A 13,612-nucleotide genomic window follows, 5' to 3' on the forward strand; every position below is an offset into this window, starting at 1 on the left:
GGCGCCGAGGCCAGTCTGACGGGTCCCGCTCGGCGCGCCTATCCGCGCTGAGCCGGATGCGATCATTTGGCCGCGGTGCGCGGCGAGCGCTCGCCGTAGCAAGCAAGACACGTACCCGATGCGCGGAGGGCGACGCGCGCGGGGCGCTCATCCCCGTCCGTCATCTCGGCGCCTCATAACAGGATATAGTGCGCGCAGCCCCGTCGTATAGGGGCCGCTTACAACCGGACCGCCTTTCCACGCACCAGACTCGACCAAGGTCTCATGCCCCGCGCCGTACAGCCCGTCCTCGCCCTTCTCCTCGCCGTCATCCTCTTCATGGCGGGATCCGGCCCGCTGGGCACGGTGGTCAGCGTGCGCCTGGAGCAGGCGCAGGCGTCCACCCTCGTCATCGGCCTCGTGATGGCGGCGAACTTCCTGGGCCTGACGCTCGGGGCGCTGTTCGCGTTCCATGTGGTGACGCGCGTCGGCCACGTGCGCGCCTTCGCCGCGTTCGCGGCGGTGATGGCGGCGGCGACGCTGGCCTACCCGCTCGTCGTCGACGAATCGCTCTGGGCGGTCTACCGGCTCACGCAGGGCTTCTGCGCCGCGGGCCTGTTCGTGTGCATCGAGAGCTGGCTGAACGATTCGGCCACGCCCGAGAACCGGGGCACCATCCTCGCGATCTACATGACCTGCCTCTATTTCGCGCAGGGCGGCGGGCAGTTCGTGCTGACGGTGCCCGACGAGACGGGCTACCTGATCTTCACCCTCATCGCCATCGTGATGATTCTCGCCGTGGTGCCGGTGGCCATGACGCCGCGCGCCCCGCCGATGATCCCGAACGTGTCGTCCTTGAGCTTCAAGCGGCTGTGGATCGCCTCGCCGCTCGGCATCTTCGGCTGCGTCTCCTCGGGGCTGATCCTCGGCTCGGTCTACGGCCTCGCGCCGGTCTACGCCTCCGGCCTCGGCTTCGACCTCTCCGACACGGCGACCTTCATGTCCGCCATCATCTTCGGCGGCGTGCTGCTGCAATGGCCGCTGGGGCGCCTGTCGGACATCTACGACCGGCGTCTCGTCATCGTGGGGACCATGATCGCGGGCGCCGTCGTGAGCTTCCTGATGCTGCCCCTGCCGGCGCTCGGCTTTCCCGTGCTGCTCGTCGTCGCCGCCCTGTTCGGCGGGATCGGCTTCGCGATCTATCCGCTCTGCGTCGCGCACACCAACGACCACCTCGAGCGCGAGGAGCGCGTGGGCGCCTCCGGCGGCCTCGTCCTCACCTATTCCGCGGGGGCGACCGTGGGCCCGCCGGTGGCCGCGGCGGTGATGAGCGCCGTCGGCCCGAGCGGGCTCTTCGTCTTCTCCGGCGTGATCGGCGTCGTCTCCATCGGCTTCGCCGCCTGGCGCCTCAAGGCGCGCCCGCCGGTGCCGGCCGACCAGCAGATGAAGTTCCAGACGCTGCCCCGCACCACGCCGGTCGCCGCGCCCCTCGATCCGCGCGGCGAGGAGATCGTGGAGACCGTGCCCACCGTCTCGCACGGCTACGCCGCCGAGACGCTGGAGGCGGTGGAGGCCCACGCCGCGCAGGCGGCGGAGGCCGAGCTGCGCGAGATCCAGGGGGAGTTCGACTTCGGCGAGGCGGAGGCGGAGGCTGAGGGAGCAGGCGAGGACGGGGCGGAGTCGCCGGCCGCCGAGGCGGGCGACGCGGCGGCGGACGAGGCCGGGGACGCGCCCGCCGAGGGCGCGCGGGAGGAGGAGCGGGCGGGCGCCTGAGCCGGGGCGCGACGTCGCGCCCACCGGGGCGCCCGGAACCGCGTGAGCCGGCCTCGGGTTCCCCTCGCGAACCACACGAACGCGAGGAGAGACCTTCATGAAGGGCCCCCAAGTTTCCCTGACCCACCTGCAGCGCGCCATCACGATGGAGCTGACGACCATCAACACCTACGAGCTCCAGGCCGCCAAGCTTCGCGACTGGGGCGTCGACCAGCTCGCCGACCGCATGGCCGAGGAGGTCGAGGAGGAGCGCGGCCACTTCCACCGCTTCCTCGACCGCATGCTGTTCCTCGAGGGCGAGGCCAACGTGCACGACCTCGATCCGATCAAGCCCGACAGCACCATCCGCGAGATGTTCGATACCCAGCTGCGCATGGAGAACGAGGCGCGCGACTACTACGACAAGGCCGCCCGCGAGGCCCGCGACGCCGGCGACCTCGGCACCTTCGACCTGTTCCGCTCGATCCTCAAGGACGAGGAGGAGCACATCGACTTCGTCGAGACCCAGTTCGACCTCATGGAGCTGATGGGCGACCAGCTGTACGTGTCGCGCCAGGTGTCGTCGACGGCGGAGCAGGAGGACGACGATTGAGGGTCGTCGTCGATCGTTAAGTGCGCTTCCCCTCGTCCCGGACGCCCAAGGCGATCCGGGACGGCGCGGATCGGCTCGCTCGGGTCGACGAAGCGCGCCGCCTTTGGCATGATCGCGCCGTGCGGGGTTCTCCCCGGCGGCGCGGTTCCTATCTCTGGGGGACCGCCATCGAGAGGGTGCGACCCATGAGCCAGCCCGTGACGCAGCTGCGCGAGAAGACCAACGAGATCGATCCCGTCGTGGGCACGGTGGATCCGGTCTGGGCGCGCGCCCGGCGGGAGGCCGAGGCGGTGGTGCGAGCCGAGCCCTCGCTGACCAACTTCATCCTGACGAACATCCTCAACCACGCCTCTCTGGAGGACGCGGTGATCCACCGCGTCGCGGCGCGGCTCGCGCATCCGGCGGTCTCGGCGACGCTGATCGAGCAGACCTATCGCGAGGTGTTGCGGCAGGACCCGGAGATCGGCCACGCCTTCCGCGCCGACATCCTCGCGGTGGCCGACCGCGACCCGGCCTGCAACCGGGTGATCGAGCCGATGCTCTACTTCAAAGGCTTCCACGCCATCCAGACGCATCGTCTGGCGCATTGGCTGTGGAGCCACGGCCGCGGCGATTTCGCGCTCTACCTGCAGAGCCTCTCCTCCGAGGTGTTCCAGACGGACATCCACCCGGCCGCGCGGGTCGGGCGCGGCGTTTTTCTCGATCACGCGACGGGGCTCGTCGTGGGCTCGACGGCGGTGATCGAGGACGAGGTGTCGCTCCTCCAGGGGGTGACGCTCGGCGGCACCGGCAAGGAGGGCGGCGACCGCCATCCGAAGATCCGCCGCGGCGTGCTGATCGGGGCGGGGGCGAAGATCCTCGGCAACATCGAGGTCGGGCGCTGCGCCCGCGTCGCCGCGGGCTCCGTCGTGCTCAAGGACGTGCCGCCGAAGACCACCGTCGCAGGCGTCCCGGCCAAGGTCGTCGGCGAGGCCGGCTGCGCCGAGCCGGCGCGCACGATGGACCAGATCCTCGCCGAGAGCCTCTCGCCCGCCTGAGCGCCCGCCGGGTTGCCGTAGCGTCCGCGCCGTGGCATCCCGGGCCCTCGCCCTCGTCGTCGCGCCCGCGACGACGACGCAGACGACACGAGAAAGGAATCCGGTGAACAAGACCGAGCTGGCCAAGGTGGAGCGCTATCTGCGCCGCACCTTCGCGAACCATTCCATCAGCATCCGCGCCCGCCCGAAGAAGGACGATTCGGCCGAGGTCTATATCGGCGACGAGTTCATCGGCGTACTCTTCCTCGACGACGAGGACGAAGACCGCTCGTATCAGTTCCAGATGGCGATCCTGGAGACGGATCTGGAGGAGTGAGCCTGCGCCGCGGCCGTACCGACCGCGGTGCGGCCGCCGAGGCGGCGCGATCGGCTGCGGCGAGATCGCGCCTGCGCACGACTTGATCGCGACCTGATGAATCTGCAATCCTGACGCCCTAGGTGCCGTGCGTGCACGCAGGGGGCGGGAATGGCGGATCTCGACAGCGTCATCAAGGAAAGTCACCGGGCGCGGCTGTTTCCCGTGCTCGCGGAGACCTCGAAGGAAGGGCGCGCCACCTCGATTCTGCTCGCCTGTCTCGCCAGCGTCTCCGAATTCGGCCGCGTGATGCTCGGCAGCCTCGGGCAACGGGTCGGCAGCCGCGCGCAGATCGCCGCCTACACGGAGGTGAGCTTCCCGATGGGGCGCGGCGAGAAGGCCGCGCGCCCGGACGGGCTGCTCGTGCTGCGCATCGGATCGCGGACCTGGACGGCGCTCGTCGAGGCCAAGGTCGGCGCGGCCGATCTCGATGCGACGCAGGTCGAGACTTATTGCGAGGTGGCGCGCCGGTACGGCCTCGACGCGGTCGTGACGCTCTCGAACCAGTTCGCCGCGCTGCCGGCGCATCACCCGGTGGCGCTCTCGACCGCCGCGCGCCGGAAGGTGGCGGTCTACCACTGGTCCTGGATGAACGTGCTGACCCAGGCGACGCTGCTGATCGACGGCGAGGGCGTCGCGGACACGGATCAGGCCTTCGTCCTGTCCGAGCTCGTCCGCTTCCTCGCTCATCCCAGCACCGGTGTGAAGGGCTTCGACCGCATGCCGCCCGCCTGGCCCGATCTGGTGGCGAAGGCGCAGGCGGGCGCGCCGATCTCCGCCGGCGACGAATCGGTGCGCGAGGTCGTCGGCGCCTGGCACCAGGAAGTGCGCGATCTCTCCCTCATCCTCAGCCGCCAGCTCACGACGGAGGTGCACCCGGCCATCCCGCGCGCGCACCGGGGAGACCCGGAGGCGCGCGTCAAGGCGGACGCCGAGCGGCTCACGGCGGAGCACTGCCTGGGCGCCAGCCTGCTCGTCCCCGACGCGGCCGCGCCGATCGAGATCCGCGCCGACCTGCGCGGGCGCAGCCTCCTCGTCTCGATGAAGGTGCGCGCGCCGGAGGATCGCAAGAGCAACAAGGCGCGGCTCGGCTGGCTGCTGCGGCAGATCGAGGCGAGCGAGGCGGACGGCCTCCACGTGCGCCTGCATTACATCGGTCGCGCCCCGTCTCGGCAGGCGAGCCTCGCCGAGGCGCGCGTGGACGCGGAGGAGATCGCCGGCGGGCGCGATGCGCCGGAGCTCGTCTCCATGGAAATCCTGCTGGTCCGGGATCTCGCGGCGAGGTTCGCCCAGCGCAACAAGTTCGTCTCGGAGCTCGAGGCGGCGGTGCCGAGCTTCTACGAGCGGGTGGGACAGCATCTCAAGGGCTGGCAGCCGCGCGCGCCGAAGCTGCGCGAGGAGAGGGCCGAGCCCGAGAGCGTCAGCGTCGCCTCCCTCGCCGAGGCGAGCGAGGGCGGCGAGGAGGAGGGCGGGCCTTCGGACGGGTGGCTCGTGCCGGTGCAGGAGTGAGTCCCCGGATCCGCCGGAGCCGCCCTCCGGGGCTCGCCTGCCATGTCGCCGCAACGAGCCGCGATCGAGGGCCGGAACCATGACGGCGCGTGAGAGGACAACGGCATGGGGCAGCCTCGGCCGGCCCGCGGACTTCCGAGGCCGCCGAGGGCCGGCGACGGGAGGGGAGATGCTCGTCGAGGACACGGCTGCCGCGATCGTGCGCGTGCCGGCGTCGCGGTCCGGCTCGTCCGGTAGCGCCGGCCGGCGCGGCTGCGCGAACGAAAACGGCGGGCCCTGCAGGACCCGCCGTCTCCCGTCTCATCCCGCCTTTCGGGCGCGGCTCACTCGCCGCCGCCGAGCGTGTGGACGTAGACCGCCAGCGCCTTCACGGTCGCCTCGTCGAGGCGCTCGCCGAAATGAGGCATCATGCCGCCGCGGCCGTTGACCAGGCCCTCGAGGACGACCTCGCGGTCCGAGCCGTAGAGCCAGATGCCGTCCGTCAGGTTCGGCGCGCCCATCTCCCGGATGCCCTCGCCGGTCTCGCCGTGGCAGGCGGCGCAGTTCATCGCGTAGAGCTCGGCGCCCTGCGCCGGGTCGAAGCCCGCCGGGGTCTCGAGGCCGGAGAGCGAGCGCACGTAGTCGGTGAGCACGAGCGCCTCCTCGCGGCCGAACCAGCCGTCGCGGACGAAGGCGGGCATGTCGCCGATGCGGGTGTCCATCGGCGTCGAGCGGATGCCGTAGGTGATCGTGTGCTGGATCGCCTCCATCGAGCCGCCCCACAGCCAATCGTCGTCGACGAGGTTTGGAAAGCCCGTCGCCCCGCCGCCGCCGGCGCCGTGGCAGGCCGAGCAATTGTCGCCGAACGCCGCGCGGCCGTAGGCCTGGGCGAAGGCGAGGAGCTGCGGGTCCTCCTCGATCGAGGCGAGCTCGATGTCGCGCAGCGCGGCGATGTCGCCGCCGCGGGAGGCGTCGAGCCGCTCGAGATCGTTCACGACGGCGGAGCGCGAGTTCCAGCCGAGGATGCCGCCCGTCGCCGTGTTGACGAGGGGGATCGCCGGATAGAGCAGCACGTAGATCACCGAGAAGGCGATCGTGACGTAGAACAGCCACAGCCACCAGCGCGGGAGCGGGTTGTTGAGCTCCCGGATGCCGTCCCATTCGTGCCCGGTCGTCGAGACACCGGTCACCTTGTCGATGTCCTGCTTGTTCTGGGCCATGGCCTCAATCCTCTTCGATGGGCGTCCGCGCGGCCTTGTCGAAGGTCGAGCGGTTGGACGGCAGGAGCGCGTAGACGAGCACGAGCAGGAACCCGAACACGAAGATCAGGAGCCCGCCCGTCTGGGCGAAGGAGGCGAGTGTCTCGTACATGATGCTCTCCCCTCCTCAGCGCACGTTCGCCTGGCCGTCGTAGGTCGAGAAGTCGACCAGCGTGCCCAGCGTCTGCAGGTAGGCGACGAGGGCGTCGCCCTCGGTGACGACCCCGTCGGTGCGGCCCGAGAAGGACCGGGCCTGGGCCTTGGGGTAGCGCGCGAGCAGATCCGCCTGGCCCGGGTCGTCCGTGGTCGCCTGGGCGACGACGTCGGAGCGGGCGTTGAGGATCATCTCCTCCGTGTAGGGCACGCCCATCGCGGCCTGCACCTTCAGGTCCTGCTCGATCGTCGCGAAGGAGAGCGGCGTCTCGAACAGGAAGGGGTAGCCCGGCATGATCGAGGACGGCACCAGGGAGCGCGGATCGACGAGATGCGCCACGTGCCAGGCGTCGGAATACTTGCCGCCGACGCGCGCGAGGTCGGGCCCCGTGCGCTTCGAGCCCCACTGGAAGGGCTTGTCGTACATGGATTCCGCCGCCAGCGAGTAGTGACCGTAGCGCTCCACCTCGTCGCGCAGCGGCCGCACCATCTGGCTGTGGCAATTGTAGCAGCCCTCGCGGACGTAGATGTTGCGCCCCGCCAGCTCGAGGGGGCTGTAGGGCCGCATGCCCTCCACCTTCTCGATCGTGTTCTGCAGGTAGAAGAGCGGGGCGATCTCGACGAGGCCTCCGATGGAGACCACGCCGACGATGCCGGCCACGAGGACGACCGAGTTCTTCTCGAAGATCGCGTGCTTGTTCCAGAGAGACATGGTTCGCCCCCCCCCTTACTCGGCCGCGACCAGCGGCGACTTCGGCTCGGCCTCTGCGACCGGCTTCACCGCGCGAACGGTCATGACCAGGTTGTAGACCATGATCAGGGCGCCGGCGAGGAACAGAAGCCCTCCGAGGCCGCGGATCACGTAGTAGGGATGCATCGCCTCGGTGGTCTCGATGAACGAGTACTCGAGGAAGCCCAGCGCGGTGTAGGCGCGCCACATGAGGCCCTGCATGATGCCGGCGACCCACATGGACGAGATGTACAGCACGATGCCGAGCGTCGAGATCCAGAAGTGCCAGTTGACCAGCTTGAGCGAGTAGAGCCGCTCGCGGTTCCACAGCCAGGGCACCAGGCAGTAGATCGCGCCGAAGGAGATGTAGGCGACCCAGCCGAGCGCGCCCGAATGCACGTGGCCGACGGTCCAGTCGGTGTAGTGCGAGAGCGAGTTCACGACCTTGATCGACATCATCGGGCCCTCGAAGGTCGACATGCCGTAGAAGGCGATGGACACGACCATGAGACGCAGGACCGGATCGGTACGCAGCTTGTCCCAGGCGCCCGAGAGCGTCATCAGGCCGTTGATCATGCCGCCCCAGGAGGGCATCCACAGCATGATCGAGAAGACCATGCCCAGCGTCTGCGTCCAGTCCGGCAGCGCCGTGTAGTGCAGGTGGTGCGGGCCGGCCCAGATGTAGAGGAAGATCAGCGCCCAGAAGTGGATGATCGACAGCCGGTAGGAATAGACCGGCCGCTCGGCCCGCTTGGGCACGAAGTAGTACATGATCGCCAGGAAGCCGGCGGTGAGGAAGAAGCCGACCGCGTTGTGGCCGTACCACCATTGCACCATCGCGTCCTGCACGCCCGACCAGACCTGGTAGGACTTGGCCGAGAACAGCGACACCGGCAGCACGGCGTTGTTGCCCAGATGCAGGATGGCGATCGTGACGATGAAGGCGAGATAGAACCAGTTCGCCACGTAGATGTGCGGCTCCTTGCGCTTCTTGAGCGTCAGCAGGAACAGCAGCAGGTAGGCGACCCAGACGACCGTCAGGAACAGGTCGGCGTACCACTCGGGCTCGGCGTATTCCTTCGACTGGGTGATGCCGAGGAGGTAGCCCGTGCCGGCGATCAGGATGAAGAAGTTGTAGCCGATCACCACGAACCAGGGGGTGATGTCGCCGGCGAGCCGCGCCCGGCTCGTGCGCTGCACCACGTAGAGCGAGGTCGCGAGCAGCACGTTGCCGCCGAAGGCGAAGATCACCGCGGAGGTGTGCAGCGGGCGCATCCGGCCGAAGTTCACCCACGCCAGATCGAAGTTCAGCGCGGGGAAGGCGAGCTGGAACGCGATCAGCACGCCGACCGTGAAGCCGGCGATGCCCCAGACCATGGCGGCGACGGTGGCGAACTTGACGGGGCCCATGTTGTAGTTGGGCTTGCCGGCGATCTCCTGCGGCGGCAGCGACGCGGGGCGATCGTTGTAGCGGTTCATGATCGCGAACACCGCCGCGACGGACCCCGCCGCGAACAGGTAGGCGTGGAAGGCGTAGGCCGCTTCGTAGGCTTTGGCGGCGACGACGATGGACAGAAGCGCGAGCGCCGCGAACGCGAGCGCGCTTCCCCCTTCGCCGAGCGTCATCCTCTTGCCGGGAGCGACCGGAGATGCGCCGATTGAGGCCATGGAAATCCCCTGGGTGATGCTGCCGTGACAGACGGGCGCCCGAACGTCGCCGTCCGGGCCTTGGCGCGCACCATCGCGGAAGGGCAGGGTGTTTCACCTTGATCTCGGTCAAACCAGAGCCATTCTGGGCTGGAAAGAACGCCGCACCAGGGGAACCAATCTTCGTGAAACTCCCGATCTCGACGACCCTCGCCGCACTCCTCCTCCTCGCGGGACCGCTCGCGCCCGGTCTCGTCGCCCCGGCCGCGGCGCAGGTCCGCGTCGCGGTGGCGGGCCCGCAATCCGGGCCGCTCGCCGTCTTCGGCGCGATGATGGGGGAGGGCGCCCGCCGCGCCGCTGAGGCGATCAACGCCCGCGGCGGGATCCGCGGCGAGCCCGTGGAGATCCTGGTGCGCGACGACGTCGGCGACCCGGCCCGCGCCCGCACCGTCGCGGGCGCGCTCGCGGCGGAGGAGGTCGCGGCGGTGATCGGGCATTTCACCGCCGGCCCCTCGCTCGAGGCCGCGCCGCTCTACGCCGAGGCGGGAATCGTGATGATCACGCCCGCCGTCTCCGAGCCGCGGCTCACGGAGGAGCCCGCCTGGAACGTGCTGCGCCTCGCCGCCGACGATTCGCGCCAGGGCGTCGTCGCCGCCCGCCACATCGCCGCGCGCGACCCGAATGCCCGCGTCGCCATCGTCCACGACAAGTCCGGCTTCGGGAAGGGCGTCGCCGACGACGTGCGCGCCACGCTGGACGAGGCCGGGATCGTCGACGTGTTCTACGGCGGCCTCGACACGGGCGAGCCGAACTATCGCGGGCTCGCCGCCCGCATCGCGGCGGCGGAGCCGGACACCGTCTATTTCGGCGGGCTGGCGGCGGAGGCGGTGGTCCTGCTGCGGGACCTGCGCGCCGCGGGCTCCGACGCGACGCTGGTCGCGACCGACGCCATCGTCTCGCCGGGCTTCGCGGCGCTTCCATCCGAGATCGCCGGCGGCACGCTGATGACGGCCGTCGCGGCCAGCGCCGACATCCCGGCCGCCACCACCATCGCCGGCGCCATTCTCGCCGAGGCCGAGGCCGCGACCGCGGGGGAGGGGGCGGAGGGAGCAGACGGCGCAGACGGCGCAGGAGAAGGGGAGCCGGTCGCCCTCGCGGAGGCGCCGGCGAGCATCGTGCCGGTGCTCGCGCCCGAGGGCGTGATCGAGACGCTCCACCCCGTCGCGCTCAACGCCTACGCCGCGCTCGAGGCCTACGCCGCGGCGGCGAACGACGTCGGCCTCGACGGCCGCGCGGTCGCGGCGCGCCTGCGCGAGGCGCCGGTCGACACGGTGCTGGGACCGATCGTCTTCGACGAGGCCGGCGACGTCACGACCCCGCGGCTCGCGGTGCACGAATGGCGGGCGGGGCCGCTGGGCGGGCTGGATTATCTGGGGAACGTGGTGGAGTGAGGGGAGGCTGTTGTCGGACAGCCGCGACCGGAAGCGGAGAGCGCCGACGGGCTCCCCTCTCCCTCGTGGAAAGGGGTTGGGGGTGAGGGGCGAGCAGACCTATCGGGACCTCGATGCAAAGTCTTCGGCCGGCTCGAGCTCATTCGGCGTCGGGCGGCGCGTCCTCACCGCCGAGACCGTTCTGTGCGCCCCTCACCCCCGGCCCCTCTCCACGGGGGAGAGGGGAGATCCCCCCTCAGCACCGCGCCCACGACACCCGGTTCGGCCCGACCACCGTGTCGCGCGTGGTCTCGCCGGTGCGGCGGAGCGTGAGCTCGGTGGAGATGCGATCGCCGGTCTCGGCGTCGTGCTCGAAATAGACGAGCTCGCCCATGGAGCGGAAGACGCGCGCCTCGAGCAGGCGCTCGCCGCCGGCGCGGGGGCCGGATTGGCGCACCAGGATGCGCTCGGGCTCGAAGCGGATCTCCTCGCGCAGGCTCGCCGGGTCGGCGGCGAGGCACCAGTCGCCCTCGAGGAAGGCGATCTCCTCGCGCTCGACGGCGCAATGGCGCAGCGCCGAATCGCATTCGCCGGCATGCTGCTGGAGCTGGAACCCGAGATAGGTCCCGAAGCCGCCGAGAAGGACGAGGATTCCGAGAGCGATGGCGAGCTTGCGCATGGGATCAACCCTCCTCGGCCGGCTCGATGACGAGGATGCGCGCGCCCTCGGCGACCTGGTCGCCCGGCGCGGCGGCGATCTCGGAGACCGTGCCGGCGACCGGCGCCGTGAGCGGGTGCTCCATCTTCATCGCCTCGACCACGGCGAGGCGCTGGCCCTTCTCGACCGCATCGCCGGCCGCGACGAAGAGCGCGACGACCTTGCCGTGCATCGGCGCCTTGACGAGACCGCCGGCGTCGAGATGCTCGAGATCGACGCCCGAGGGGTCGAACAGGGCGATGCGGGTCTGGCGGCCCTCGTGGAGGACGAGCATCTCCTCGTCCGCCTCGATCAATGCGGCGTCGATGGCGCCCGTCGGCAGCGTCTCGCCGGGGATCTCCACGGCGGGGCCTTCCGCGTCCAGGGTGAGGAGGACGTCGAGCCGCTCCCCGTCGACGACGAGGGGCAGCGACGTGCGGCGCAGGCCGAGGAGCTGGAAGCCGTCCTCGGCGAACCACGGGCCTGCGGGGTCGGCGACGGCGGAGAGGGCCGCGTCGCGGTTGCGCACGATGTCGCGCTCGACGAGGGCGAGCGCGCCGGCGGCGGTCGCGGCGGCGTCGCGGCCCTGCGGGATCGCGCCGAGCGCCTCGAGGTTGGCGTCGATGAAGCCCGTGTCGAACGTCTCGGCCCGGAAGGCGGAGGCGTCGACGAGGCGCCTGAGGAAGGCGGCGTTGGTGCGCGGGCCCGCGACCACGGTCTCGCCCAGCGCCTGCGAGAGCGCGTCGAGCGCCTCGGCGCGGGTCTCGCCGCGGGCGATGATCTTGGCGATCATCGGATCGTAGAACGGCGTCACCTCGTCGCCCGCCTCGACGCCCGCGTCGATGCGCACGTCCGCGCCTTGCGGCAGCGCGAGCGCGAAGAGCCGGCCCGTGGAGGGCAGGAAGCCGCGCTCGGGATCCTCGGCGTAGAGCCGCGCCTCGACGGCGTGACCCACGAGCGGCACCTCCTCCTGGGAGAAGGGGAGGGGCTCGCCCGCGGCGACGCGGAACTGCAGCTCGACGAGGTCGAGCCCGGTGATCGCCTCGGTGACCGGGTGCTCCACCTGGAGACGGGTGTTCATCTCCATGAAGTAGAAGCGGTCGGCGCGCAGGCCCTCGCGCCCGTCGGCGATGAACTCGACCGTGCCGGCGCCGACGTATCCCACGGCGCGGGCGGCCTCGACGGCGGCCTGGCCCATCGCGGCGCGCACCTCGGGCGTCATGCCGGGGGCGGGCGCCTCCTCGATCACCTTCTGGTGGCGACGCTGGAGAGAGCAGTCGCGCTCGTTCAGGTGGACCACGTTGCCGTGCGCGTCGGCGAAGACCTGGATCTCGACGTGGCGGGGCGCGAGCACGTATTTCTCGACGAGCACCCGCGGATCGCCGAAGGCGCCTTGCGCCTCGCGCTGGGCGGAGGCCAGCGCCGCGTCGAAATCGGCGGCCTTGTCGACACGGCGCATGCCCTTGCCGCCGCCGCCGGCGACGGCCTTGATCAGCACGGGATAGCCGATCTCGTAGGCCTTCTGGCGCAGGAAGTCGGGCTCTTGGCGATTGCCGTGATAGCCCGGCACGACGGGCACGCCCGCCTTCTGCGCCAGCGCCTTGGCGGCGTCCTTGAGGCCCATGGCCTCGATGGCGGCGGCCGGCGGGCCGACGAAGACGATCCCCGCATCCGCGCAGGCGCGGGCGAAGGCGGCGCGCTCGGAGAGGAAGCCGTAGCCCGGATGGATGCAGGCCGCGCCGGTGCGTTTCGCGACCTCGAGGATCGCCTCCATGCGCAGGTAGCTCTCCGCGGCCGGGGCCGGGCCGATCCGATGCGCCTCGTCTGCCATGCGCACGAACAGCGCGTCCGCGTCGACGTCCGAATGGACCGCGATCGTGCGCATGCCGAGCCGGCGGGCCGTCCGGATGACGCGCACGGCGATCTCGCCGCGATTTGCGATGAGCACGGATGAGAGCACGGGGGACCTCCTCGCGAGAACGGGGCTCCTTTGGAGAACGCCGCGCGCGCGAGGTCAAGGGGCTCGTTCGGCCGTCATCGCGGGCGTCGACCGGCGAGGCGGGACCCAGAACCGCCGGCGCGTCCCGAGCGGCGTATACGCCGCGTCCCTCCGCCGATCATGCAGCCATTTCGCGGCCGCCTTCGCTCAGGGTTCGCGATGCGACCTGAAGGTCGCAAGATAAACGGCGGCGGTTCTGGGTCCCGGATTGGCTTCGCCGTCCGGGATGACGGGGAGGGTGTCATCCCGGGCGCCGAACGGCGACCCGGGACCCAGAACCGCCGTCGTCTCCCGAGCGGCGTATACGCCGCGTCCCTCCGCCATTCATGCAGCGGGTGTGGGGCCGCTTCCGCTCAGGGTTCGCGATGCGACCTGAAGGTCGCAAGATAAACGGCGGCGGTTCTGGGTCCCGGATCGCCTTCGGCGTCCGGGATGACGGGGGAAGGGTGTCATCCCGGGCGCCGAACGGCGAC

Annotated in this window: 12 protein-coding genes; 6 read left to right on the forward strand and 6 right to left on the reverse strand. The window is 70.7% G+C overall.

Translation table 11 applies throughout. The annotated features are described in order from the left end of the window. Positions 1–264: 264 nt before the first annotated feature. The 5 genes from ABL310_RS06465 to ABL310_RS06485 all read left to right on the forward strand — a co-directional run bounded on the left by ABL310_RS06465 (position 265) and on the right by ABL310_RS06485 (position 5,245). The gene (locus ABL310_RS06465) at positions 265–1,752 is read left to right on the forward strand and encodes an MFS transporter (RefSeq protein ID WP_349370872.1); all 1,488 of its coding nucleotides are present in this window, start codon (positions 265–267) and stop codon (positions 1,750–1,752) included. Positions 1,753–1,849: 97 nt separating this feature from the next. Next, a complete protein-coding gene (locus ABL310_RS06470) occupies positions 1,850–2,344 on the forward strand; it encodes a bacterioferritin (RefSeq protein WP_349370873.1) in 495 nt (164 codons plus the stop codon). A 185-nt stretch (positions 2,345–2,529) separates the two neighbouring features. Then, positions 2,530–3,381: a serine O-acetyltransferase gene (gene cysE, locus ABL310_RS06475; protein WP_349370874.1), complete on the forward strand. Its 852-nt coding sequence runs from the start codon at positions 2,530–2,532 to the stop codon at positions 3,379–3,381. 103 nt (positions 3,382–3,484) lie between these two features. Beyond that, positions 3,485–3,697 carry a DUF3126 family protein gene (locus ABL310_RS06480; RefSeq protein WP_349370875.1) on the forward strand — a complete coding sequence of 71 codons (213 nt, stop codon included), beginning with the start codon at positions 3,485–3,487 and terminating at the stop codon, positions 3,695–3,697. A 150-nt stretch (positions 3,698–3,847) separates the two neighbouring features. Further along, positions 3,848–5,245: a hypothetical protein gene (locus ABL310_RS06485; protein WP_349370876.1), complete on the forward strand. Its 1,398-nt coding sequence runs from the start codon at positions 3,848–3,850 to the stop codon at positions 5,243–5,245. 323 nt (positions 5,246–5,568) lie between these two features. Here ABL310_RS06485 and ccoP read toward each other — a convergent pair whose 3' ends face one another. The 4 genes from ccoP to ccoN are packed head-to-tail and all read right to left on the reverse strand — an operon-like array spanning position 5,569 to position 8,992. Continuing rightward, positions 5,569–6,444 (reverse strand): cytochrome-c oxidase, cbb3-type subunit III, encoded by an 876-nt coding sequence (ccoP, locus tag ABL310_RS06490; protein WP_349370877.1) that lies wholly within the window; start codon positions 6,442–6,444, stop codon positions 5,569–5,571. Positions 6,445–6,448: 4 nt separating this feature from the next. Next, the gene (locus ABL310_RS06495; RefSeq protein WP_349370878.1) at positions 6,449–6,595 is read right to left on the reverse strand and encodes a cbb3-type cytochrome c oxidase subunit 3; all 147 of its coding nucleotides are present in this window, start codon (positions 6,593–6,595) and stop codon (positions 6,449–6,451) included. A 15-nt stretch (positions 6,596–6,610) separates the two neighbouring features. Then, positions 6,611–7,348, reverse strand: a complete 738-nt coding sequence (gene ccoO, locus ABL310_RS06500) for a cytochrome-c oxidase, cbb3-type subunit II (protein WP_349370879.1) — start codon at positions 7,346–7,348, stop codon at positions 6,611–6,613. A 15-nt stretch (positions 7,349–7,363) separates the two neighbouring features. Then, positions 7,364–8,992 carry a cytochrome-c oxidase, cbb3-type subunit I gene (ccoN, locus tag ABL310_RS06505; RefSeq protein WP_374730374.1) on the reverse strand — a complete coding sequence of 543 codons (1,629 nt, stop codon included), beginning with the start codon at positions 8,990–8,992 and terminating at the stop codon, positions 7,364–7,366. 206 nt (positions 8,993–9,198) lie between these two features. On the opposite strand from ccoN, the gene ABL310_RS06510 reads away from it, so the two are divergent. Continuing rightward, a complete protein-coding gene (locus tag ABL310_RS06510; RefSeq protein WP_349370881.1) occupies positions 9,199–10,464 on the forward strand; it encodes a branched-chain amino acid ABC transporter substrate-binding protein in 1,266 nt (421 codons plus the stop codon). Positions 10,465–10,699: 235 nt separating this feature from the next. Here ABL310_RS06510 and ABL310_RS06515 read toward each other — a convergent pair whose 3' ends face one another. Both ABL310_RS06515 and ABL310_RS06520 read right to left on the reverse strand, forming a co-directional pair. Continuing rightward, the gene (locus tag ABL310_RS06515) at positions 10,700–11,122 is read right to left on the reverse strand and encodes a hypothetical protein (protein WP_349370882.1); all 423 of its coding nucleotides are present in this window, start codon (positions 11,120–11,122) and stop codon (positions 10,700–10,702) included. Positions 11,123–11,126: 4 nt separating this feature from the next. Beyond that, a complete protein-coding gene (locus ABL310_RS06520) occupies positions 11,127–13,100 on the reverse strand; it encodes a biotin carboxylase N-terminal domain-containing protein (protein WP_349370883.1) in 1,974 nt (657 codons plus the stop codon). Positions 13,101–13,612 lie beyond the last annotated feature (512 nt).

The sequence above is a fragment of the Salinarimonas sp. genome, from assembly GCF_040111675.1.
Classification (GTDB): domain Bacteria; phylum Pseudomonadota; class Alphaproteobacteria; order Rhizobiales; family Beijerinckiaceae; genus Salinarimonas.

Bases quoted from the DNA above. Each gene is read 5' to 3' on its own strand.
- ABL310_RS06465 (WP_349370872.1), top strand. From the start codon at position 265: ATGCCCCGCGCCGTACAGCCCGTCCTCGCCCTTCTCCTCGCCGTCATC.
- ABL310_RS06470 (WP_349370873.1), top strand. From the start codon at position 1,850: ATGAAGGGCCCCCAAGTTTCCCTGACCCACCTGCAGCGCGCCATCACG.
- cysE (WP_349370874.1), top strand. From the start codon at position 2,530: ATGAGCCAGCCCGTGACGCAGCTGCGCGAGAAGACCAACGAGATCGAT.
- ABL310_RS06485 (WP_349370876.1), top strand. From the start codon at position 3,848: ATGGCGGATCTCGACAGCGTCATCAAGGAAAGTCACCGGGCGCGGCTG.
- ccoP (WP_349370877.1), bottom strand. From the start codon at position 6,444: ATGGCCCAGAACAAGCAGGACATCGACAAGGTGACCGGTGTCTCGACG.
- ABL310_RS06495 (WP_349370878.1), bottom strand. From the start codon at position 6,595: ATGTACGAGACACTCGCCTCCTTCGCCCAGACGGGCGGGCTCCTGATC.
- ccoO (WP_349370879.1), bottom strand. From the start codon at position 7,348: ATGTCTCTCTGGAACAAGCACGCGATCTTCGAGAAGAACTCGGTCGTC.
- ccoN (WP_374730374.1), bottom strand. From the start codon at position 8,992: ATGACGCTCGGCGAAGGGGGAAGCGCGCTCGCGTTCGCGGCGCTCGCG.
- ABL310_RS06515 (WP_349370882.1), bottom strand. From the start codon at position 11,122: ATGCGCAAGCTCGCCATCGCTCTCGGAATCCTCGTCCTTCTCGGCGGC.